This window comes from Hymenobacter sp. YIM 151500-1, assembly GCF_025979885.1.
Lineage (GTDB): Bacteria > Bacteroidota > Bacteroidia > Cytophagales > Hymenobacteraceae > Hymenobacter.
In genome coordinates this window covers 1,675,295-1,693,612 of record NZ_CP110139.1, presented here as the reverse complement: position 1 = coordinate 1,693,612, position 18,318 = coordinate 1,675,295, and the positions used below count along the sequence as shown (strand labels likewise).

15 protein-coding genes are annotated in these 18,318 nt (G+C 60.4%); 9 read left to right on the top strand and 6 right to left on the bottom strand.

What is annotated here, in order from left to right; translation table 11 throughout:
* Positions 1–59 precede the first annotated feature (59 nt).
* Positions 60–1,097, top strand: coding sequence for a virulence protein RhuM/Fic/DOC family protein (rhuM, locus tag OIS53_RS07020; protein WP_264681688.1), 1,038 nt, complete (start codon positions 60–62; stop codon positions 1,095–1,097).
* A gap of 21 nt (positions 1,098–1,118) precedes the next feature.
* On the opposite strand, the gene OIS53_RS07015 is transcribed toward rhuM, so the two are convergent.
* Positions 1,119–1,664, bottom strand: coding sequence for a hypothetical protein (locus OIS53_RS07015; protein ID WP_264681687.1), 546 nt, complete (start codon positions 1,662–1,664; stop codon positions 1,119–1,121).
* A 26-nt stretch (positions 1,665–1,690) separates the two neighbouring features.
* Positions 1,691–2,170: a hypothetical protein gene (locus tag OIS53_RS07010; RefSeq protein ID WP_264681686.1), complete on the bottom strand. Its 480-nt coding sequence runs from the start codon at positions 2,168–2,170 to the stop codon at positions 1,691–1,693.
* 383 nt (positions 2,171–2,553) lie between these two features.
* Here OIS53_RS07010 and OIS53_RS07005 point away from each other — a divergent pair, with 383 nt between their 5' ends.
* From OIS53_RS07005 to OIS53_RS06995, 3 genes are all read left to right on the top strand, one after another.
* Positions 2,554–6,078, top strand: coding sequence for a pyruvate carboxylase (locus OIS53_RS07005; protein WP_264681685.1), 3,525 nt, complete (start codon positions 2,554–2,556; stop codon positions 6,076–6,078).
* 250 nt (positions 6,079–6,328) lie between these two features.
* The gene (locus tag OIS53_RS07000; protein ID WP_264681684.1) at positions 6,329–7,060 is read left to right on the top strand and encodes a hypothetical protein; all 732 of its coding nucleotides are present in this window, start codon (positions 6,329–6,331) and stop codon (positions 7,058–7,060) included.
* 295 nt (positions 7,061–7,355) lie between these two features.
* Positions 7,356–8,708: a M20/M25/M40 family metallo-hydrolase gene (locus OIS53_RS06995; protein ID WP_264681683.1), complete on the top strand. Its 1,353-nt coding sequence runs from the start codon at positions 7,356–7,358 to the stop codon at positions 8,706–8,708.
* 374 nt (positions 8,709–9,082) lie between these two features.
* On the opposite strand, the gene OIS53_RS06990 is transcribed toward OIS53_RS06995, so the two are convergent.
* Positions 9,083–11,563, bottom strand: coding sequence for a M1 family metallopeptidase (locus tag OIS53_RS06990; protein ID WP_264681682.1), 2,481 nt, complete (start codon positions 11,561–11,563; stop codon positions 9,083–9,085).
* 435 nt (positions 11,564–11,998) lie between these two features.
* Here OIS53_RS06990 and OIS53_RS06985 point away from each other — a divergent pair, with 435 nt between their 5' ends.
* Positions 11,999–12,715, top strand: a complete 717-nt coding sequence (locus OIS53_RS06985; protein ID WP_264681681.1) for a hypothetical protein — start codon at positions 11,999–12,001, stop codon at positions 12,713–12,715.
* A gap of 70 nt (positions 12,716–12,785) precedes the next feature.
* Here the strand turns inward: OIS53_RS06985 and OIS53_RS06980 are convergent, their stop codons facing one another.
* Entirely contained in the window at positions 12,786–13,124 is a 339-nt protein-coding gene (locus tag OIS53_RS06980; protein WP_264681680.1) for a tetratricopeptide repeat protein, read from the bottom strand.
* A gap of 75 nt (positions 13,125–13,199) precedes the next feature.
* Between OIS53_RS06980 and OIS53_RS06975 the strand changes: the two genes are divergently transcribed.
* From OIS53_RS06975 to OIS53_RS06960, 4 genes are all read left to right on the top strand, one after another.
* Positions 13,200–13,940, top strand: a complete 741-nt coding sequence (locus OIS53_RS06975) for an electron transfer flavoprotein subunit beta/FixA family protein (RefSeq protein WP_264681679.1) — start codon at positions 13,200–13,202, stop codon at positions 13,938–13,940.
* A 116-nt stretch (positions 13,941–14,056) separates the two neighbouring features.
* Positions 14,057–15,034, top strand: coding sequence for an electron transfer flavoprotein subunit alpha/FixB family protein (locus OIS53_RS06970; RefSeq protein ID WP_264681678.1), 978 nt, complete (start codon positions 14,057–14,059; stop codon positions 15,032–15,034).
* Between the two features lie 116 nt (positions 15,035–15,150).
* A complete protein-coding gene (locus tag OIS53_RS06965) occupies positions 15,151–15,771 on the top strand; it encodes a bifunctional nuclease family protein (RefSeq protein WP_264681677.1) in 621 nt (206 codons plus the stop codon).
* A gap of 104 nt (positions 15,772–15,875) precedes the next feature.
* Positions 15,876–16,430 carry a YfiT family bacillithiol transferase gene (locus OIS53_RS06960; RefSeq protein WP_264681676.1) on the top strand — a complete coding sequence of 185 codons (555 nt, stop codon included), beginning with the start codon at positions 15,876–15,878 and terminating at the stop codon, positions 16,428–16,430.
* Positions 16,431–16,665: 235 nt separating this feature from the next.
* Here the strand turns inward: OIS53_RS06960 and OIS53_RS06955 are convergent, their stop codons facing one another.
* Both OIS53_RS06955 and OIS53_RS06950 read right to left on the bottom strand, forming a co-directional pair.
* Entirely contained in the window at positions 16,666–17,475 is an 810-nt protein-coding gene (locus tag OIS53_RS06955; RefSeq protein WP_264681675.1) for an ABC transporter ATP-binding protein, read from the bottom strand.
* A 129-nt stretch (positions 17,476–17,604) separates the two neighbouring features.
* Positions 17,605–18,294: an MlaE family ABC transporter permease gene (locus OIS53_RS06950; protein WP_413775180.1), complete on the bottom strand. Its 690-nt coding sequence runs from the start codon at positions 18,292–18,294 to the stop codon at positions 17,605–17,607.
* Positions 18,295–18,318: the final 24 nt, after the last annotated feature.

Here is an 18,318-nt window from a genome sequence, read left to right as displayed (position 1 = left end):
CTTCACGGGCAAAACGCGCATCTTGCCGAATTGTCAAATTTACCCCCGCTATCTACCGTATGGAGCCTACCCCGGACATCTTCATCTACCAATCCGCCGACGGCGAAACCCGCCTCGACGTACACCTGCAAAACGAAACTATCTGGCTGACCCAAGCGCAGATGGCGGAACTGTTTGGACGGGAGCGAAGTGTGATAACCAAGCACTTGCGCACGATTTTTCAAACTGGGGAACTGGACGAAAAGACTTCTGTGCAAAAAATGCACAGAAGTCTTTTCCAGCTTCAGGAGGAGGATTTTGGCGGTGAAAAGCGGCAGGAACGGCGCAAGGCGGAGGATGGCCGCCCGGCCGACTACTACAACCTTGACGTCATCATCTCTGTTGGCTACCGCGTCAACTCGAAAAAAGGCACCCAGTTTCGGCAGTGGGCCACGCAGGTGCTGCGGCAGTATCTGGTGCAGGGCTATGCGCTGAATGAAAAGCGCCTGCGCGAAGATGCCCGCCAGCTGGCCGACCTCAAGCGCCTGCTCCAGCTCCAGGGCGAAATTGCCGACCACCAGGAGCTGACGCCCGCCCAAACCACGGCTTTGCTGCGCGTGCTCAGCGACTATGCCCGCGCCCTCGACGTGCTCGACCAGTACGACCACCAGCGCCTGCGCATCTCGGCCACCTCACCCGACACGCCCTTTGAGCTAACCTACGAAGCTGCAATGCAGGCCGTGGACAGCCTGCGGGAGCAGTTTGGCGGCAGCGTGCTGTTTGGGCGCGAAAAAGACGATTCTTTCCAAAGCTCGGTGCGCACCATCTACCAGAGCTTCGGCGGCGAGGATCTATACCCTAGTGTAGAGGAAAAAGCGGCTAACCTGCTCTATTTCGTGGTGAAAAACCACTCGTTTTCGGATGGCAACAAGCGGATTGCGGCCTTTCTGTTCGTGTGGTTTATGGACAAGAACCACTGCCTCTACAAGCCCGATGGCACGCGCCGGCTGGCGGATAATGCCCTGGTGGCCTTGACCTTACTTATAGCTGAGAGCAAGCCTGAGGATAAGGACACGATGGTCAAGCTCGTTGTTAACCTGATCAACCAGGAAAACTAGAGCTGGTATAACGCGAGTGGCTTATTGCGGCACCACCTCCAGCCACCCGTCCGTCAGCTGCACGGTGCGGCCTATGGCCGGGTCGAAGAATGTCAGCTGGAAGCGGCCGGTTATCCAGCCTTTATCGGTGAAGCCCAGGGTGAGCTGCTGGGGCGCGTTCGGCTGCGGCCGAAGCAAGGGCCCGCCCTGCCAGGACCCATCTACCAGGCGGGCTTCCTGGTAGTAGCTGTCGGAGAGCAGGGCAGCGCCGTACTGGCCGGGTGGGCCAAAGCGCTGCACGTGTAGCTCCAGCCGCCGCCGCAGCACGGGCAACCCACTGGGGCTGGTATCTTCTTCGGCGTACAGCACCAGCAGACTGTCGGGCGCGACGCGGGCGTTAACGGAAGGCTCGCCATTGTTAAACAGGCCCTTGTAGCCAGCAAACGTAATGACGGGCCGGCCTCCCTGCCGATACGCCAGGGTACTGCGACCAGCAATGGGGGAAGTCGGCAGCTGGGGCTCTACCACTTCGGACTCGAGGGTGCAGGCAGTGAGCAGAGTCAGGAGGCCGGCGACGAAATAGCGCATCAGTACGAGAATATCAGTACGAGAAGTTAAAGCGAAGCAGCGGGCGGCACTCGGTGGCGGCACCAAACCAGATTGACCAAAACCGTAAAATCCGGCTGTACCGGGTTGAAATTGGCCTGGAGGCTTACCCCGGCCCGCACCGAGGAGCGGCTGCCGATGTTAGGCGTGGCGCCTATCCAGCTCAGCTGCACCGGCACACCTACCGCCCGATACTGGGTGTAGCTGAACACGTGCGAATCGGTGAAGAAGCCTTTTTCGGTGTAGCGGTGCTCCCCGAGCTGCCGGCCGGCTACGTAGGCAACGCCCGCGGCGGCCATAACCACCCCGCCCCCGCGCACCAGCACCGGGTAGCCGGCCAGCAGGGCATATTCCGTCTGCCGGGAGCGAGTATTGAATTGGTCGAGCAGGGCGGTGTGCTGCCGGATGGAAGCCGGTACCCACCACTTGTACCGCACCCGGCCCAGCAGGGCCAGCCGGGGCCACAGCCGTCCGGCTTCAACTCCCAAACCATTGCCTATACCCGTGCCGACGTAGTATGTAGGAGGATTTTGGCCCGGCAGGCGGCTAGGTGACTGCGCTAAGCTGCTTACCGCGCTGAGTAGCAAGAAGCAAAGCAAGAAAGACTGATGCCCAGGAAATAGCTTCAATACAGTAGAAATATGCAGCAAGAAAGTAGTTTCTTCATCAAGTGAAATGCGCCTGAAGCCTATGCGCCTGCCTCGGCCTTGCATGACTTCGCTACAGATACTACCTGCTTCTCAAAAGTTGCATGTGCTCATGCACTTTTAGCTAGCGAAAAAATAAGATTTAGCAAAAATTCGCTGATGTGTAGTCAGCCTTTCCGTAGTTTGCAGCGCCTTCCAAAATCCAACCAAACTTTCTGCCTTCCGTGAATACTATCCGCAAACTACTGGTCGCCAACCGGGGCGAAATTGCCATTCGGGTGTTGCGCGCCGCCACCGAGCTGGGCATTCCCACGGTGGCCGTCTACACCTACGAGGACCGTTACTCGCTGCACCGCTACAAGGCCGACGAGGCCTACCAGATCGGGCGCGACGATGAGCCCCTGCGGCCCTACCTCGACATCGAAGGCATTCTGCGGGTGGCCAAGGAAAACGGCGCGGACGCCATCCATCCCGGCTATGGCTTCCTGAGCGAAAACGCCACCCTGGCCCGGCGCTGCCAGGAAGAAGGCATCACCTTCGTAGGGCCCCGGCCCGAGGTAATGGAGGCCCTCGGCGACAAGGTGGCCGCCAAGCGTGTGGCCGTGCAGTGCCAGGTGCCCATCATCGAAAGCTCCCAGCAGGACCTGACTAGCTTCGAGGTGGCCCGCGACGAAGCCCACCGCATCGGCTACCCCGTGATGCTGAAGGCAGCCAGCGGGGGCGGGGGGCGCGGGATGCGCGTCATCCGGGACGATGAGCAGCTGGAAAAAGGCTTTTTCGAGGCCCGCAACGAGGCCCTGAAAGCCTTCGGCGACGACACGGTGTTTCTGGAGAAGTTCGTAGAGCAGCCCAAGCACATCGAGGTGCAGCTGGTGGCCGACAACCACGGCACCATCACCCACCTCTACGAGCGCGACTGCTCGGTGCAGCGGCGCTACCAGAAGGTGGTGGAAGTGGCGCCCTCCCTGAACCTGCCCGACCACATGCGCCACCTGCTGTACGAGTACGCCCTGCGCCTGGGCCGGGCCGTGCAGTACAACAACGTGGGCACCGTCGAATTTCTGGTCAACCCCGAGCAGGACCGCATCTACTTTATCGAGGTGAACCCGCGCATTCAGGTAGAGCACACCGTGACGGAGATGATTACGGGCGTGGACCTGATCAAAACCCAGCTCCACATTGCCGACGGCCGCCGCCTCCAGGACCCTGAAATCGGGCTGGGCGAGGGGCAGAAGCCCCAGAAAATCGGGTACGCCATCCAGTGCCGCATCACCACCGAAGACCCCGAGCAGGACTTCAAGCCCGACTACGGCACCATCACGGCCTACCGCTCGGCGGGCGGCTTCGGTATTCGATTGGACCAGGGCTCGGTGTACACCGGCGTCAAGGTGTCGCCCTTCTTCGACTCCCTGCTGGTGAAAGTGTCGACGCACGCGCCTACGCTGGCCGGAGCCGCTCAGAAGATGGCCCGCACCCTGGACGAGTTTCGGGTGCGCGGGGTGAGCACCAACATCCAGTTCTTGCAGAACATCATTGCCCACCCGGTATTTATGGCCGGCGAGGCTACCGTGGACTTCATCAAGGACCACGCGGAGCTGTTCCAGTTCAAAACCCGCCAGGACCGCGCCACCAAGGTGCTCAGCTTCCTCGGCGACGTTATCGTGAACGGCAACCCCGACGTGCGCGGCCTCGTGGACCCCAAGCGTGACTTGCGCAAGCCCCGCCTGCCCGAAGTGGACGCGCCCCGCGGCTGGGATGCCGCCCGGAGCTTTCAGGCTCCGCCGGCCGCCCCCGAAGGCCAGGTACTGCCCCCGGCCTCAGCATTCCCGCCCGGCACCAAGCAGCGCCTCACCGAGCTGGGCCCCGAGGAGTTTGCCCGGTGGCTCCGCCAGGACCCGCAGATTCACTACACCGACACCACCCTGCGCGACGCCCACCAGAGCCTGCTAGCTACCCGCATGCGCACCTTCGACATGCTGAAAGTAGCCGAGCGGTACGCCCGGATGCACCCCCAAACGTTTTCGCTGGAGTGCTGGGGCGGCGCCACCTTCGACGTGGCCCTGCGCTTTCTGCACGAGGACCCCTGGGAGCGGCTGGCTAAGCTGCGGGCCGCCGTACCCAACATCCTGCTGCAAATGCTGATTCGCGGGGCCAATGGCGTGGGCTACAAGGCCTACCCCGACAACCTCACCGAGCGGTTTGTGGAGCAGGCCGCCGAAACCGGCATCGACGTGTTCCGCATTTTCGACTCCCTGAACTGGATGAAGGGCATGGAAGCCTGCATTGGCTTCGTGCGTAACCGCACCGACCGGCTGGCCGAGGCCTGCATCTGCTACACCGGCGACCTGCTCGACCCGCGGCGCAACCAGAAATACAACCTCGACTACTACCTGCGCCTGGCCCGGCAGATTGAGGACGCCGGGGCCCACATCCTCTGCATCAAGGACATGGCCGGCCTGCTCAAGCCCTACGCCGCCACCGAGCTGATTACGGCCCTGCGCGACACCGTGCGCCTGCCCATTCACTTGCACACCCACGACACCAGCAGCCTGCAAGCCGCCACCTACCTCAAGGCCGTGGAAGCCGGTGTGGATGTCATCGACGTGGCCCTGGGCTCGTTGTCGGGCCTCACGTCCCAGCCCAACTTCAACTCCGTGGTAGAAATGCTGCGCGGGCAGCCCCGGCAGCGGGAGTTCAACCAACTCTCGCTCAATGAATTCTCGAACTACTGGGAAACCGTGCGCGAGTACTATTACCCGTTTGAGTCGGGGCTGAAGGCGGGTACTTCGGAGGTGTTTCAGCATGAAATTCCGGGTGGGCAGTACTCCAACCTACGGCCCCAGGCCGCCTCGCTGGGCTTGCTGGACAAGTTTGAGACGGTGAAACGGACCTTCGCCGACGTCAACCAGCTGTTCGGGGACATCGTGAAGGTCACGCCCTCGTCCAAGGTGGTCGGCGACATGGCCTTGTTTCTCGTCTCCAACAACCTCACCACCCAGGATGTGCTCGACAAAGGCCCGGCGCTGAACTTCCCGGAGTCGGTGCGGGAGCTGTTTCGCGGCGACATTGGCCAGCCCGAAGGCGGCTGGCCCCAGGATGTGCAAAAGGCCATCTTGAAGGACGAGTCCGCCTACACTGAGCGGCCCAACGAGCACCTGGCCCCGGTGGACTTCGACGCGGAGATGCAGCGGTTTGAGCAGAAGTTCGGGCAGCGCGGCAAGTTCACCGATTTGCTTTCCTGGCTGCTCTACCCCAAGGTGTTTGAGCAGTACTGGCAGCACCAGCAGCAGTACGGCGAGGTGAGCATCATCCCGACGCCGGTGTTCTACTATGGGTTGCAGCTGGGCGAGGAAACCATTATCGACATTGCCCGCGGCAAAAGCATCATCGTGGGCCTACAAAGCATCGGGCCGGTGAATGAGGACGGCAACCGCACCATCTTCTTCTCCCTCAACGGCCAGACCCGCAACCTGGAAGTGCGCGACACCAGCGTGGAAGTGAAGCGGGTGCAACACCCCAAAGCCGACCGCGCCAACCCCCGCCAGCTGGGCGCCCCGCTGCAAGGCCTGCTGAGCCGGGTGCTAGTGAAAGACGGCGAGGCGGTGCGCAAAAACGCCCCGCTGTTCATCATCGAAGCCATGAAGATGGAAACCACCATCACCGCCCCCGACGACGCCACCATCCAGGTCGTGAACCTGCCCGAAGGCACCCTAGTCAACGCCGACGATTTGGTGCTGACGCTGGGCTAGCCGAAAATATTCAAAGAGCAGACTACTCCGTTGACAGAGCCGCCAACGGAGTTTGCCGTTTTTAACAGTTCTGCGCGTAATGGGAAGTAGCGGCGGCCAGGCTATCGGCCGAAATAACCTCGAAGACTTCGCCGACTCCGCCCGCGGCAAGTAGCCTCACCGTTGCTTTCTGGCAGAAAGCCTACTGAGTGCCGATAAACTGCTAGATTGGCGGCGTTTACCATACACTGTTCGTCTAGTAGTTTATTGTATGACTCGTTTACTATTACCTCGCACTGGCTTGCTACTGCTGGCCGGCCTGCTGCCCCTGGCCGCCCTGGCCCAGCAGCCCAGCATTGAGCAGTCGGGCACGGCGGCGCAAGCCAACCTGAACTCTCTGGTGGCCGGCTCGCCGGCCGTGGTGCCCCGCGGCGAAGCCTACGGCACCATTGGCTCGCCCTACGCCGACCCGCGCTGGCTGCCGGCCCGCATCACGCTCACCAGCAAGGTGCCCCTGGCTCCTGTGCCGCTGAAGTACGACGTGCTAAACCGCCGCCTGCTCATGCGCCCCGTCAACCGCCCCGCCGACTCGCTGGTACTGGACGACCGAACGGTGGTGCGCTTTGAGCTGGAGGAGCCCGGCGGCCGGCGCCGCCTGTTCCGGCGCTTCGAGGAGGCCCCCGTGCCCACCCAGCGCCCCGACTACGTGGAGGTGCTGCACGAAGGCAAGTACACGCTGCTGAAGCGCTACGCCAAAGCCGTGCAAAAAGCTGATTACCAGGGTGCTTACAGCGCCGACCGTCGCTTCGACGAGGTGCTGGACCGCCCCACCTACTACCTGCGCCGCCCCGATGGCAGCGCTGTGCCCGTGAAGCTCAGCCTGAAAGCCCTGCAAGCTGCCGCCCCCGAGCTGGCCCCGGCCCTGAAAAGTGCCCCCAACGCTTCCGCCGCCAAAACCGAAGCCGAGTGGGCCGCCGTGCTGGCCGCCGCCGACCCGAAGTAAACGCCTGCTAAACAGCCCGCAGAGCAAGCCTCCTGAAAACAAGCTGGGTACAGAAAGCTGGCTGGCACGCCGAGACAAACCCTGAAGCAAATGCCCCAACGCCCGCCGGAAAGCTCCGGCGGGCGTTGTTCGTTAGGCCGTTATCTGCGGTGGTTGCAGGCTGAATCGGGACCAGGAGCTGTTTGCTTCGCCTTGTAACGCCACCGGCTGCCACAGCAGAAGACGCCTAGGCGCAGTAGCAGACGGCTCACTCACTGCTTCCCGTACAAAACCGGCAAAACGTGTACTTTCGGGCATGAAAAAAATCATTTTCATATTTCTTTTAGCCTATTCTGCCTACTCGGCAGCGGGGCAGAGCAAGCACTTGCGGGTACCGGACGCGGGTGTTTCGGGCGCAACGGTGGAGCGGGTGGTGCGGGCCCTGGCTTCCGACAAGCTACAGGGCCGGGCCTCGGGCACGCCGGGTGGGCAGAAAGCAGCCGATATACTGGTTTCTGAGTTTGAGCGCATCGGGTTGCAGCCGCTGCCGGGCCTCAAAGGGTTTGCGCAGACGTTTCCGGCTTACGAGTCGCGGACGGTGGCGTTGTTTATGTCGCTCAACAACGTGCCGGTGCCCAAAGAAAAGCTTGTGCTGATTTCGCACGCCGCCCACCTGAACTGGTCGGAAGAAGACGAAGGAGCGCCCCGCGTGCTGGTGATTGGGCCACAGGACAAGCCCCAGCAGCACCTGCGCGACATTCTGCTGCCCCGCGAAAACCTGGTGGTGCTGCTCGACCCCGCTCACCAAGCCGACTTCCGGCGCCTGGTGGTGCGGGTGCGCCGGGGCAGCCTGCGCTACGACAAGGAAGGTAACCCCTATTCGACCGTCGTGGCCTTGTCGAAGGTGCCCGAAACCACCACTGCCAGCGGTAAAATCAAGTTTCAGGTGGCCGCCAACACCGCTCCGCGCACCGTGGAGCTGCGCAACGTGGTGGGGGTGTTGCCCGGCCGCAACCCGGCCCGCGCCGCCGAGCAGGTAATCTTCTCGGCTCACTACGACCATATTGGGGTGCTGCCGCCCGTGCAGGGCGACTCCATTGCCAACGGCGCCGACGACGATGCCAGCGGCACAACCGGCGTGGTGGCCCTGGCCGAGTACTTCAAAAAGAGAAACAACAACGCCCGCACGCTGGTGTTCGTGGCCTTCGTAGCCGAAGAAATCGGGGGCTTCGGCTCCCGCTATTTTGCCCAGCACCTCGACCCGAAGCAGGTGGTGGCCATGTTCAACATCGAGATGATTGGCAAGCAGGCTAAGTTCGGGCCCAACACGGCCTTTATTACGGGTTTCGACAAGTCAAACTTCGGCCCGCTGCTACAAGCCACCCTCAAAGGCACTCTGTTCAGCTTCGAGCCCGACCCGTACCCCGAGCAAAACCTGTTTTACCGCTCCGACAACGCCACGCTGGCCCGCCTGGGCGTGCCGGCCCACACCATCAGCACCGACCAGATTCCGACCGACAAGCTCTACCACTCCGTCGACGACGAGGTAGACAGCCTGGACCTACCCAACATGACGGCCGTCATCACGGCCATTGGCCGCAGCGCCGCCGGCATCATCAGCGGCCAGCAAACGCCCACACGCATTGCGCCGGATCAGGTACAGCCTTAGGTATAGAAGTGAGAGGTTAGAAGTGAGACATGAGACTGGTAGCCCCAGCGGGGCAGCATGTCGGTAGAGACCAGTGCTCATTTCGTGTACAAAGCCCCAGCGGAGCGACACCATCATCTGCAAACGATAAGTGTCGCCCCGCCGGGGCTTGGCTATTTCCTGCAAGTGTGGTTTTCTGCAGCCATGCGTATCCAAGGCTGCTAGAACCCACTTTTTACGTGAAAATCATGAAAAGCACAGGGCGTTTACAAACAAAAAACCCGACAGCGCCGGGCCCTTTTTCAGAAATACAGGACATTCAAATCAGACAGTAAATCAGGCGGAACGCGCAAACAGAATCCGCGAAATCAATTTAATCTGCCCAATCTGCGATTCTACTTTGTGTCCATAATGGTCTTCATGGCCTGCTCCACCACGGGTTGCTGGTCGGCGGGTTTGGACTGGCGCAGTTTATCAAGCATACCCAGGATGGGTTCGGCCACCCCGTACTGCTTGTATTTCACGGCTATCTGCTGCATCCGCTCCACGCCTTCGCGCAGCACGGTGGGGTCGTTGAGGCGCACCATGAAGCCCAGCATACTCTCCAGCATCTGGAACTTGCCCTGGGGGCCGGCCGCGTCGTACTGGTCGCGCACGTAGGCCCAGGTGCTGGCGTCGCCGTGCTCGGCGTACACGCTGGCTACGGCGCTGGTGAGTTGGCCTCGAGCCTCGGGCTGAAGACGCTGGGCCTGGGCTACGGCCTGCTGGGGCTGCACCGCCGCCAGGCCCTGCAAGGCCGCGCCCTGCACCGTGTACGACTGGCTGCTTTGCAGCAGGCGGCTAAACGTTTTCTCGTCCTTCTTATCCTTCAGCTGGGCCAACGCCCCGAGCAAAGCGGCCTGGTTGCTGGGGTTTTTCTCCTGGGCCAGCTGGCGACGCAGCACCGGCGCGGCGGCCTTCTGGACGGCTTTGTCGTCGAGCTTGAGCCCAGCTAGAGCCACTTGGCGCAGGGTGGAGTTTTTGTCCGAAAGGCCCGCAAGCAGGAGCTGGCGGGCTTTGGCGTCGGTGGCGGGGCGCTGGGCGGCAGCGGCCAGGGCCTCGCGCCGGTCTATGTAGCGCGGGGCGTGCTGATACTGGTACACAAACTCCTCGAAGGGCTTATTGTCAGTTTTCTGCCACAGCGCCACCTTGTCGGCGTCCACGTTGACGAGCTGGGGCCGGCTGGCGGCCGGGAAACGCAAGGTTTCGGTGGCTTGGCGCAGCATAGCCTGGTGGCGCTGGGGCTTGCCGTTCACGTACACATCCACGGCCAGCGGCAGCTGAAACGCCGGGCCCGGCTGGGTTTGCCTGATGGTCACGGTTTGCTCCTTGCGGGCCGCGTCGTAGCTGTAGTCGATGGTCACGACGGGGTGGCCCGCGCCGAAGTACCACTGGTTGAAAAACCAGTTCAAATCCTGACCCGACACGGCCTCCAGGGCCAGGCGTAGCTGGTGGGCCTCGCCGGTGCCGAACTTGTTGTCGGTCAGATATTTGGTTAGGCCCGCGAAGAATACGTCATCGGTGAGGTAGTTGCGGAGCATGGTCAGAATCTGGCCGCCTTTCTGGTAGCTTACCAGGTCAAACATGTCCTCCTTGTCGGCGTAGTGGAAGCGCACCAGCTGCTTCTGCGCGTCCTTGGGGCTGCGCAGGTAGTTGCGCATGTTCTGGTAGGCGTGGGCGTCGCCGGTTTCCTGGCCGTACTTGTGCTCGGCCCACAGCGCCTCCGAGAAGTCGGCAAACGACTCGTTCACCGTCAGGTTGCTCCAGCTTTCGGCCGTCACCAGGTCGCCGAACCACTGGTGAAACAGCTCGTGGGCAATAACTGACTCGCCGTTGTCGTACTCGGCGTCGAGCAGCTCCCGGGCATCTTTTTGCACAAACTCGCCGTGGATGGTGGCCGTGGTGTTTTCCATGGCCCCGCTCACGTAGTCGCGCACCACCACCTGGGCGTACTTGTTCCAGGGAAACTCCACGCCCAGGCGCTTCGAGAAAAACTCCAGCATTTCGGGCGTGTGGCCGAAAATCTGCTTGGCAAAAGGCGCGTACTTCGGCTCCAGGTAGTAGCTTACTTCTTTGCCCCGCCAGGTATCTTTGGTAATGCGGAAGTCGCCCACGGCCATCATAAACAGGTAGGGCGCGTGGGGCTGCTCCATCTTCCAGGTGTCGGTGCGGGTGCCGTCCGGGTTGTTTTGCTGGGTGTCGAGGCGGCCGTTGCTCAGCGTTACGTAGCGGGCCGGCACGGTCATGCTGATTTCCGAAGTGGTTTTCTGGTTGGGCTTATCAATGGTTGGGAACCACGCCGACGAGGCTTCCGTCTCGCCCTGGGTCCAAATCTGGCGGGGCTTGCCTTTCTCCGTCGAGTCGGGATTGATGAAGTACAGGCCCTTGGCATCGGTAATGGCCGCGCTGCCCTTGGCTTTCAGCTCGTCGGGCTTGGCCACGTACTCGATGTATACCGTGTAAGGCGTGCTGGGTGCCACCAGCCGGCCCAGGCGAATGTTGAGCTGCTCCTGGTTGTACTGATACTTGAGCGTCTGCGTGTTGCTGCCGTCCACCAGCGTCACCGACTTGATGTCCATGCCCTTGGCGTCGAGGCGCAGCGAGTCGGTGGCATAGGCTACAGGCTGGAGCGTGAGCCAGGCCTTGCCCAGCAGCTGGCGCTTGGTGTAGTCGAAGCGCACATCCAGCCGGGTGTGCACCAAGGCGTTGATTTTGCGGGCCGTTTCGCGGTAGGGTAGGGCCGCTGCCGAGTCGGGGCGGGCAGAGGTGGCCGGCGTTTGGGCCAGGGCCGGCGCGGCGCCCAGCAGCCCCAGGCTCAGCAGGAAAGCTTTGGTCATGGAAAGAAGAAAAGAAATCAATGGATAAACCAAAGGTAACCGCTGCGCCGACTTGGTGGCACTGAGCCGTGCGCTGGTGCTGGCTTCTTCTCAAACACTGTTTTAAAAGTCAGATAGATTAAACACATATAATGCGTTACTCTTCATATACAGCGTTTAGAGGAAGGTTATAGCCGAACGTTACGGAGAATTGATATGAATAGAAGTGGCCTGACAAGCTGCAAATACGGTTTTTGGTTATCGAATATACATGGTTTGAGAAGTCAGATTAACGGCAATTTTGTCTGTAAACAGGGAGGATAAAACTGGTCAACGTCTAGCACGAATGCTATTTTTGAGTAGACCTACTACAGTTAGGAAAGGACCTGCCTCAGATGTTACTCGGTCTCGAACTGCTTTTTAAACTCTTTCTATTCAAAACCGCCTACTGTACACATGAAGTGCCTCAGAATTGCTATTATTTTCAGTGTTGGAATAGCAGGTAGTGTCACCCTGAGTAGCTGCCAAAAGGAAGAACTGAACCGGTGCCGGGCGGGCTGCACCACCGTGCAAGGCCGCTTCCTGACGGGCAATGGGCAAGAGCCATTGCAGGGCTTACCCCTGAAGCTAGTCTGGTTTAAAGGGTATGGCTTCTTTGGCCGCATGGATGTGCGGGCCAAAGCTAGTGCTACTACTGATGCCAATGGCAACTACGTCCTACGTTACAACCTGAGCGACGAGGAGTTGCAAACTGGGTACCTGGACGTTGATATCCACAATCAGTACTATTACGGAGTAGGTGTTGCCCATATAAACGCCCCCCAGCAGCGCGACACAACCGTTACAGCGCCGACGTACTGGCTGCCCCGGCCCGCCACATTGACCTGCACTCTCACCAATCCCGCTGCCATGCAGGGAAATGACAGACTCGACATTGATATAACGTTCAAGCCAGGACCAGGCCGCAACGGCTACGGCGGAACCGGTAGCGGCTTTGCGAGCCCGGCAGTGGGAAGTGGCTACAGCCCCAAAACCGTGGAAGTGCCCGCTGAGCAGCTGTTGCGCATCAAGGTGCGGCGGTTTCGCAACTCCTCCTACGTGCCCTTCAGCGTCAGCACCGACTCGCTGCTGCTTAGCCGGGGCGAGGTACGCAGCTATTCCGTGAGTTTCTGACGCTGAATTAGCCTAGAAACAGAGAATACCCGCTTTGCTCATAATGCCGCGCAGAAGTTAAGCATTACGCCTAGTCATCCTCGTAATCCAAGCCCAGCAGCTGGTTTAAGGCCTGCTGAATTTCGCTGGCGGCGTGGAGCTGGCCGGCGCGGCGGGCTACGCTGAGGCCGGTGCGGTAAACCTTTTCGGCTTCTTCGGGATTTCCTAGCTGCTGGAGCAGCTTGCCGGCGTGGTAGTAAGTGCCCACGTAATCGGGGTGCTCGGCGAGCAGCTTCTGGTAGTAGTCCATGGCCCGTAGCGGCTCCGAGGCCCGGTACTCGGTGGCCAGCGCGTAAATCGTGAACGGGTCCGTGGGGTCTTCTTCGTAGAAGGCCAGCAGTTGCTGCAAGCGGCTTGGTGCGGTTTCCATCGGGCAGGATTTTGAGTATCTTCGCCCCAAATTTGGGACTTTCCCCTATTTTCTCCTCCATATAAGCAGCCGTAGATGAAGTTTCTCGTTTGCATCAGCAACGTGCCCGACACGACCACCAAAATCACCTTCACGCCCGACAACAAAGAGTTCAACAAGGCCGGCGTGCAGTTCGTGATTAATCCGTGGGATGAATACGCCCTCACCCGCGCTATCGAGCTGAAGGAAGCCGCCGGCAGCGGCACCGTCACCGTGCTGAACGTGGGCGAGGCCGACACCGAGCCCAACATCCGCAAGGCCCTGGCCATCGGCGCCGACGATGCCATCCGCGTCAACGCTCATCCGCGCGACGCCTTCTTCGTGGCCCAGCAGATTGCCCATATCGCCAAAGAAGGTGGCTACGACGTGATTCTGATGGGCAAGGAAAGCATCGACTACAACGGCTTCCAGGTGCACGGCATGGTGGGTGAGCTGCTCGGCATCCCGACGGTGGCCCCGGCCATGAAGCTCGACATGAACGGCAACACGGCCACGCTGGAGCGCGAAATCGAAGGCGGCAAGGAAATCGTGGAGGTGCAGACGCCCTTCGTGGCTTCCTGCCAGCAGCCCATGTGCGAGCCTCGCATCCCCAACATGCGCGGCATCATGACGGCCCGCACCAAGCCCCTGAAAGTGGTGGAGCCCGTCGGCGACGCGCCCCGCACTGCCGTGGCCGAGTACGCCCTGCCCCCCAAAAAAGAAGGCGTCAAGCTCATTCCCGCCGAAAGCGCCGGCGAGCTAATCCGCCTGCTCCGCCAAGAAGCGAAAGTAATCTAAGGAGACATGAGACTTGGGGACATGAGAAGTGAGACAGACGCCGGTTCTGCTTCATGTCTTCCAAGCGTAAGTCGTCTGTCTCACTTCTCATGTCTAACAGTCTCATGTCTAATAAAATGTCTGTACTAGTTGTAGTTGAATGTGATGGTGGCGAGGTGAAAAAGTCCTCGCTGGAAGTGGCCACTTACGGCAGCCAGGTAGCTCAGATGCTGGGCACCACGGCCACGGCCGTAGCCGTGGGCGAAGCCACCGAGGCCAGCCTGGCCCAGCTGGGCGAGCAGGGCATCAGCAAGGTGCTCTACGATGCCGAGCCCCGCCTGAAAGATTTTGTAAACGGCGCCTACACCAAGCTGATTGCCGCCGCGGCCCAGCAGGAAGATGCCAAAGTGCTGGTGCTGGCCAACTCCAACATCGGGGCCGCCGTGGGTTCCCGCCTGTCGGTACGCCTGGGTGCCAGCCTGGCTACCAACGTGGTGGAGCTGCCCCAGATCAGCGGCGACCAGTTTGTGGTGAAGCGCGGGGCCTTTTCGGGCAAGGCGCTGGCCAACGTGGTACTGACCGGCGAGCGGAAAATTCTGGCCGTAAAGAAGAACTCCATTGAAGCCCAGCACGAGGCCGGCAAAACCGCTCAGGTGCAGTCCTTCTCGGCCCAGCTCACCGACGCCGACTTTGCCGATGCGCCCAAGCAAGTAGTAATGCAGGAGCAGGCCGGCGGCGTGCTCCTGCCCGAGGCCGACAAAGTGGTATCGGGTGGCCGCGGCATGAAAGGCCCCGAAAACTGGCACCTCATCGAGGAGTTGGCTAAGGCCCTGGGCGCGGCAACGGCCTGCTCCAAGCCCGTGTCGGACGTGGACTGGCGCCCCCACCACGAGCACGTGGGCCAAACCGGCATCACCGTGTCGCCGAACCTGTACATTGCCTGCGGCATCTCGGGGGCCATTCAGCACTTGGCCGGCGTTAACTCGTCCAAGGTAATTGTGGTCATCAACAAAGACCCCGAAGCCCCGTTCTTCAAAGCCGCTGACTACGGCATCGTGGGCGACGTATTCGACGTGCTGCCCAAGCTCACGCAGGCCGTGAAGGAACTCAGCTAATGAGTGAATGAGTGAATGAGCGAATGAGTGAATTACTGGTAAGACAGTCACTCATTCGCTTTTTTCACGTTAAACCTTTCATTCCCTCATCCACTCATTTACTCATTCACTCATTCGTGAAGAAGATTCCGCTCGAAATTCTAGGCCTATCGTCCAGCCAGTCCCAGTCGGGGTCGTTTGCCCTGATTCTGGGCGAGAAAACCGGCAACCGGCGCTTGCCGATTATCATTGGCATGTTCGAGGCGCAGAGCATTGCCATTCAGATAGAGAAAATCAACCCCAACCGCCCGCTCACCCATGACCTGTTCAAGTCGTTTGCTGAGCAGCTGCACGTGGCAGTGCTGGAGGTGGTGATTTCCGACCTGAAGGAAGGCGTATTCTACTCCAAAATCGTGTGCTCCGACGGAGCCAGCACGTTTGAGCTGGATGCTCGCCCCTCCGATGCCATTGCCATTGGCCTGCGGTTTGGGGTGCCCATCTTCACAGTGGAAAGCGTGCTCAGCGAAGCCGGTATTATTCTTTCGGACCTCGACGAAAACGCCGACGATGATTCGGATGAGGACGACGAGGACGAGGATGACGACACCAGCAGCGGCCCCGCGGCACCAGCACCTCGGGACCCCAGCGGGCAGGTGTCGCTGGACGAGCTGACCAAGATGCTGGCTCAGGCCCTGGAAAAAGAGGATTACGAAAAAGCCGCCAAAATCCGCGACGAGCTGAACAAGCGTAACGGGTAAATCCCGCTGCTTGCCGCCGCAACCCCAGCTTTTCCCATGAGCGGAGGAGCTGGGGTTTTGCTTTACCTTGCTGCCTCGGTTTTGTTCTGCACGTCTTCCTCCCGATGAACCCTATCTCCTCCGCTGCTGCTCCCGACCTGCGCTACCCCATCGGCTCTGCCGTGCTGCCCGACGAGCCCCTGGACCGGGGCGCCCGCACCGCCTACATTGCCCAAATTGTCCTGCTAGCGGACCAGGTGCGCGCTGCTGTAACCGGCCTCACGCCCACCCAGCTCAACACGCCCTACCGCCCCGGCGGCTGGACCGTGCGCCAGGTTATCCATCACCTGCCCGACTCTCACCTGAATGCCTACACCCGAATGCGGCTGGCCCTCACCGAAGACGTGCCTACCATTCGGCCCTACGAGGAACAGCTCTGGGCAGAGCTGCCCGACGTGGCTGCCACACCTCCGGCGGTGTCGTTGGCCCTGCTCGAAGCCCTGCACATTCGCTGGACCATCCTGCTCCGCAACCTCACCGAGGCGCAGTGGCAGCGGACGTTCTACCACCCCGGCTCCCAGCGCACCTTCACCCTCGACCAGGCCTTGGTTATGTACGCCTGGCACGGCCGCCATCACCTGGCCCACATCACCGAGCTGCGCCAGCGGCAAGGATGGTAAGAGTCATTGCGAGGCTGTAACACGACGCAGTCCGTCCTGGTCAAGGTGACAAGTTTTGACCTACTCTACTGCCCCGACGTTGGGCCTCGCTCCCCGGCTCTCTCTCCGAAAAGAGAAGCCAAACAGCCTAACAAAAAGCCCCTGCCATCACTCGAATGCAGGGGCTTTTCAGTAGGCCAGCGTTTGTCACTCCGAACGGGACGGATTGCTTCGCTCCGCTCGCACTGACGTGGGGTTACAGCTCCGATAAGGGCTCTGAGGCTAAGGCTTCCAGGCCGCCTTCGCTTTCTTCGTCCACCTTCTTGGCGGCGCGCACCAGGCTGCTGCTGAAAATAAATTCCTTTAACTCAGGTACTTGTGCGTTGAGAATTTCATCCTTGTTGCCGTCCCAGAGCTTCAGACCTTTGTAGAGAAAGATGATATGGTCCCCGATTTCTACCACCGAGTTCATGTCGTGGGTGACGACAACGGTGGTGATGTTGTACTCGTGGGTGATTTCGTGGATGAGTTCGTCGATTTTGATGCTGGTGAGCGGGTCGAGGCCGGAATTGGGCTCGTCGCAAAACAGGTAGGTGCAGTGGGGGGCAATGGCGCGGGCAATACCCACGCGTTTCTTCATGCCGCCGGATAGTTCGGAGGGCATTTTGGGGCCGGCGTTTTCGAGGCCCACGCGCTTCAGGCAAAACTCTACCCGGTCGCGGCGCTCCTCGCGGGTCATGTCGGGCGTAAGCATCTTCAGCGGAAACTCCACGTTTTCGTACACCGTCATGGAGTCGAACAGGGCCGAGCCCTGGAACAGCATGCCGATTTTCTTTCGGATTTCCTGGCGGATATTCACCTTGTTGTTGGTGAACATGGTGCCGTCGAAGGTAATCGAGCCCAGGTCGGGCTTCATCAGCCCCACAATGCACTGCAGCAGCACCGACTTGCCCGTGCCCGAGCCGCCGAGCAGCAAGTTGCACTTGCCCGTCTCGAAGGTGCAGGTGATGCCCCGCAGCACCGGATTGCCATTGAAGGACTTCTGGACGTTATGAACTTCAATCATTTCTTAGGGACTTAGGGTCTTGGGGGATTAGGGACTTGGTTTTTGGGCTAACCTCAGCGACGAGCTATGTACCATAAGTTGGTCAGAACAAATCTAAGTCCCTAAGCTCCCAAGACCCTACTTCCCTCCTTATAGCAACACCGCGGCCAGCACGAAGTCGGCCACGAGAATGGCGATGATGGAGTTGTTGACGGCCGTGGTGCTGGCTGCCCCTACTTCGAGGGCGCCACCTTGGGTGTAGTAGCCTTTAAACGACGATATAGCCGATACGAGGAAAGCAAACACTACCGATTTAATCAGCGCGAATAGGATGTTATAAGGAATAAAATCAGTGCGCAAGCCCTCCACATACTCCTGGGCCCCGATGGCGCCCGTAAGCGTGCCGGCCAAGTAGCCCCCGATGATGGACAAGGACATGGCCAGGATAACCAGCAGCGGAAACATGAGCATGGACGCAATAATGCGCGGCAGCACCAGGTAAGAGGCCGAGTTGATGCCCATGACCTCCAGGGCCGACACCTGCTCGGTGATGCGCATGGTGCCCAGGCCGCCCGCAATGCTGGAGCCCACCTTGCCGGCCAGCACAATGCTGGTGATGGTGGGCGCCAGCTCCAGAATCGTCATTTCGCGCACCATGTAGCCGATGGTGCTCTTGGGAATCAGCGGGTTGGTGAGGTTGTAGGCAATCTGCACGCAGGTCACGGCCCCGATAAAGGCCGACACAATGGCCACGATGAAAACCGAATCGATACCAATAAGGATGCACTCGTCGATGGTGCGCTGCCACAGCACTTTAAAACGCTCTTTCCGCGTGAGCATGCTCTGTATGAAGAGCAGGAATTC

What these genes read in the sequence shown, in the direction of transcription:
- rhuM (WP_264681688.1), top strand. Translation starts at nt 60, where the DNA reads ATGGAGCCTACCCCGGACATCTTCATCTACCAATCCGCCGACGGCGAA.
- OIS53_RS07015 (WP_264681687.1), bottom strand. Translation starts at nt 1,664, where the DNA reads ATGCGCTATTTCGTCGCCGGCCTCCTGACTCTGCTCACTGCCTGCACC.
- OIS53_RS07000 (WP_264681684.1), top strand. Translation starts at nt 6,329, where the DNA reads ATGACTCGTTTACTATTACCTCGCACTGGCTTGCTACTGCTGGCCGGC.
- OIS53_RS06995 (WP_264681683.1), top strand. Translation starts at nt 7,356, where the DNA reads ATGAAAAAAATCATTTTCATATTTCTTTTAGCCTATTCTGCCTACTCG.
- OIS53_RS06990 (WP_264681682.1), bottom strand. Translation starts at nt 11,563, where the DNA reads ATGACCAAAGCTTTCCTGCTGAGCCTGGGGCTGCTGGGCGCCGCGCCG.
- OIS53_RS06985 (WP_264681681.1), top strand. Translation starts at nt 11,999, where the DNA reads ATGAAGTGCCTCAGAATTGCTATTATTTTCAGTGTTGGAATAGCAGGT.
- OIS53_RS06980 (WP_264681680.1), bottom strand. Translation starts at nt 13,124, where the DNA reads ATGGAAACCGCACCAAGCCGCTTGCAGCAACTGCTGGCCTTCTACGAA.
- OIS53_RS06975 (WP_264681679.1), top strand. Translation starts at nt 13,200, where the DNA reads ATGAAGTTTCTCGTTTGCATCAGCAACGTGCCCGACACGACCACCAAA.
- OIS53_RS06970 (WP_264681678.1), top strand. Translation starts at nt 14,057, where the DNA reads ATGTCTGTACTAGTTGTAGTTGAATGTGATGGTGGCGAGGTGAAAAAG.
- OIS53_RS06960 (WP_264681676.1), top strand. Translation starts at nt 15,876, where the DNA reads ATGAACCCTATCTCCTCCGCTGCTGCTCCCGACCTGCGCTACCCCATC.
- OIS53_RS06955 (WP_264681675.1), bottom strand. Translation starts at nt 17,475, where the DNA reads ATGATTGAAGTTCATAACGTCCAGAAGTCCTTCAATGGCAATCCGGTG.
- OIS53_RS06950 (WP_413775180.1), bottom strand. Translation starts at nt 18,294, where the DNA reads ATGCTCACGCGGAAAGAGCGTTTTAAAGTGCTGTGGCAGCGCACCATC.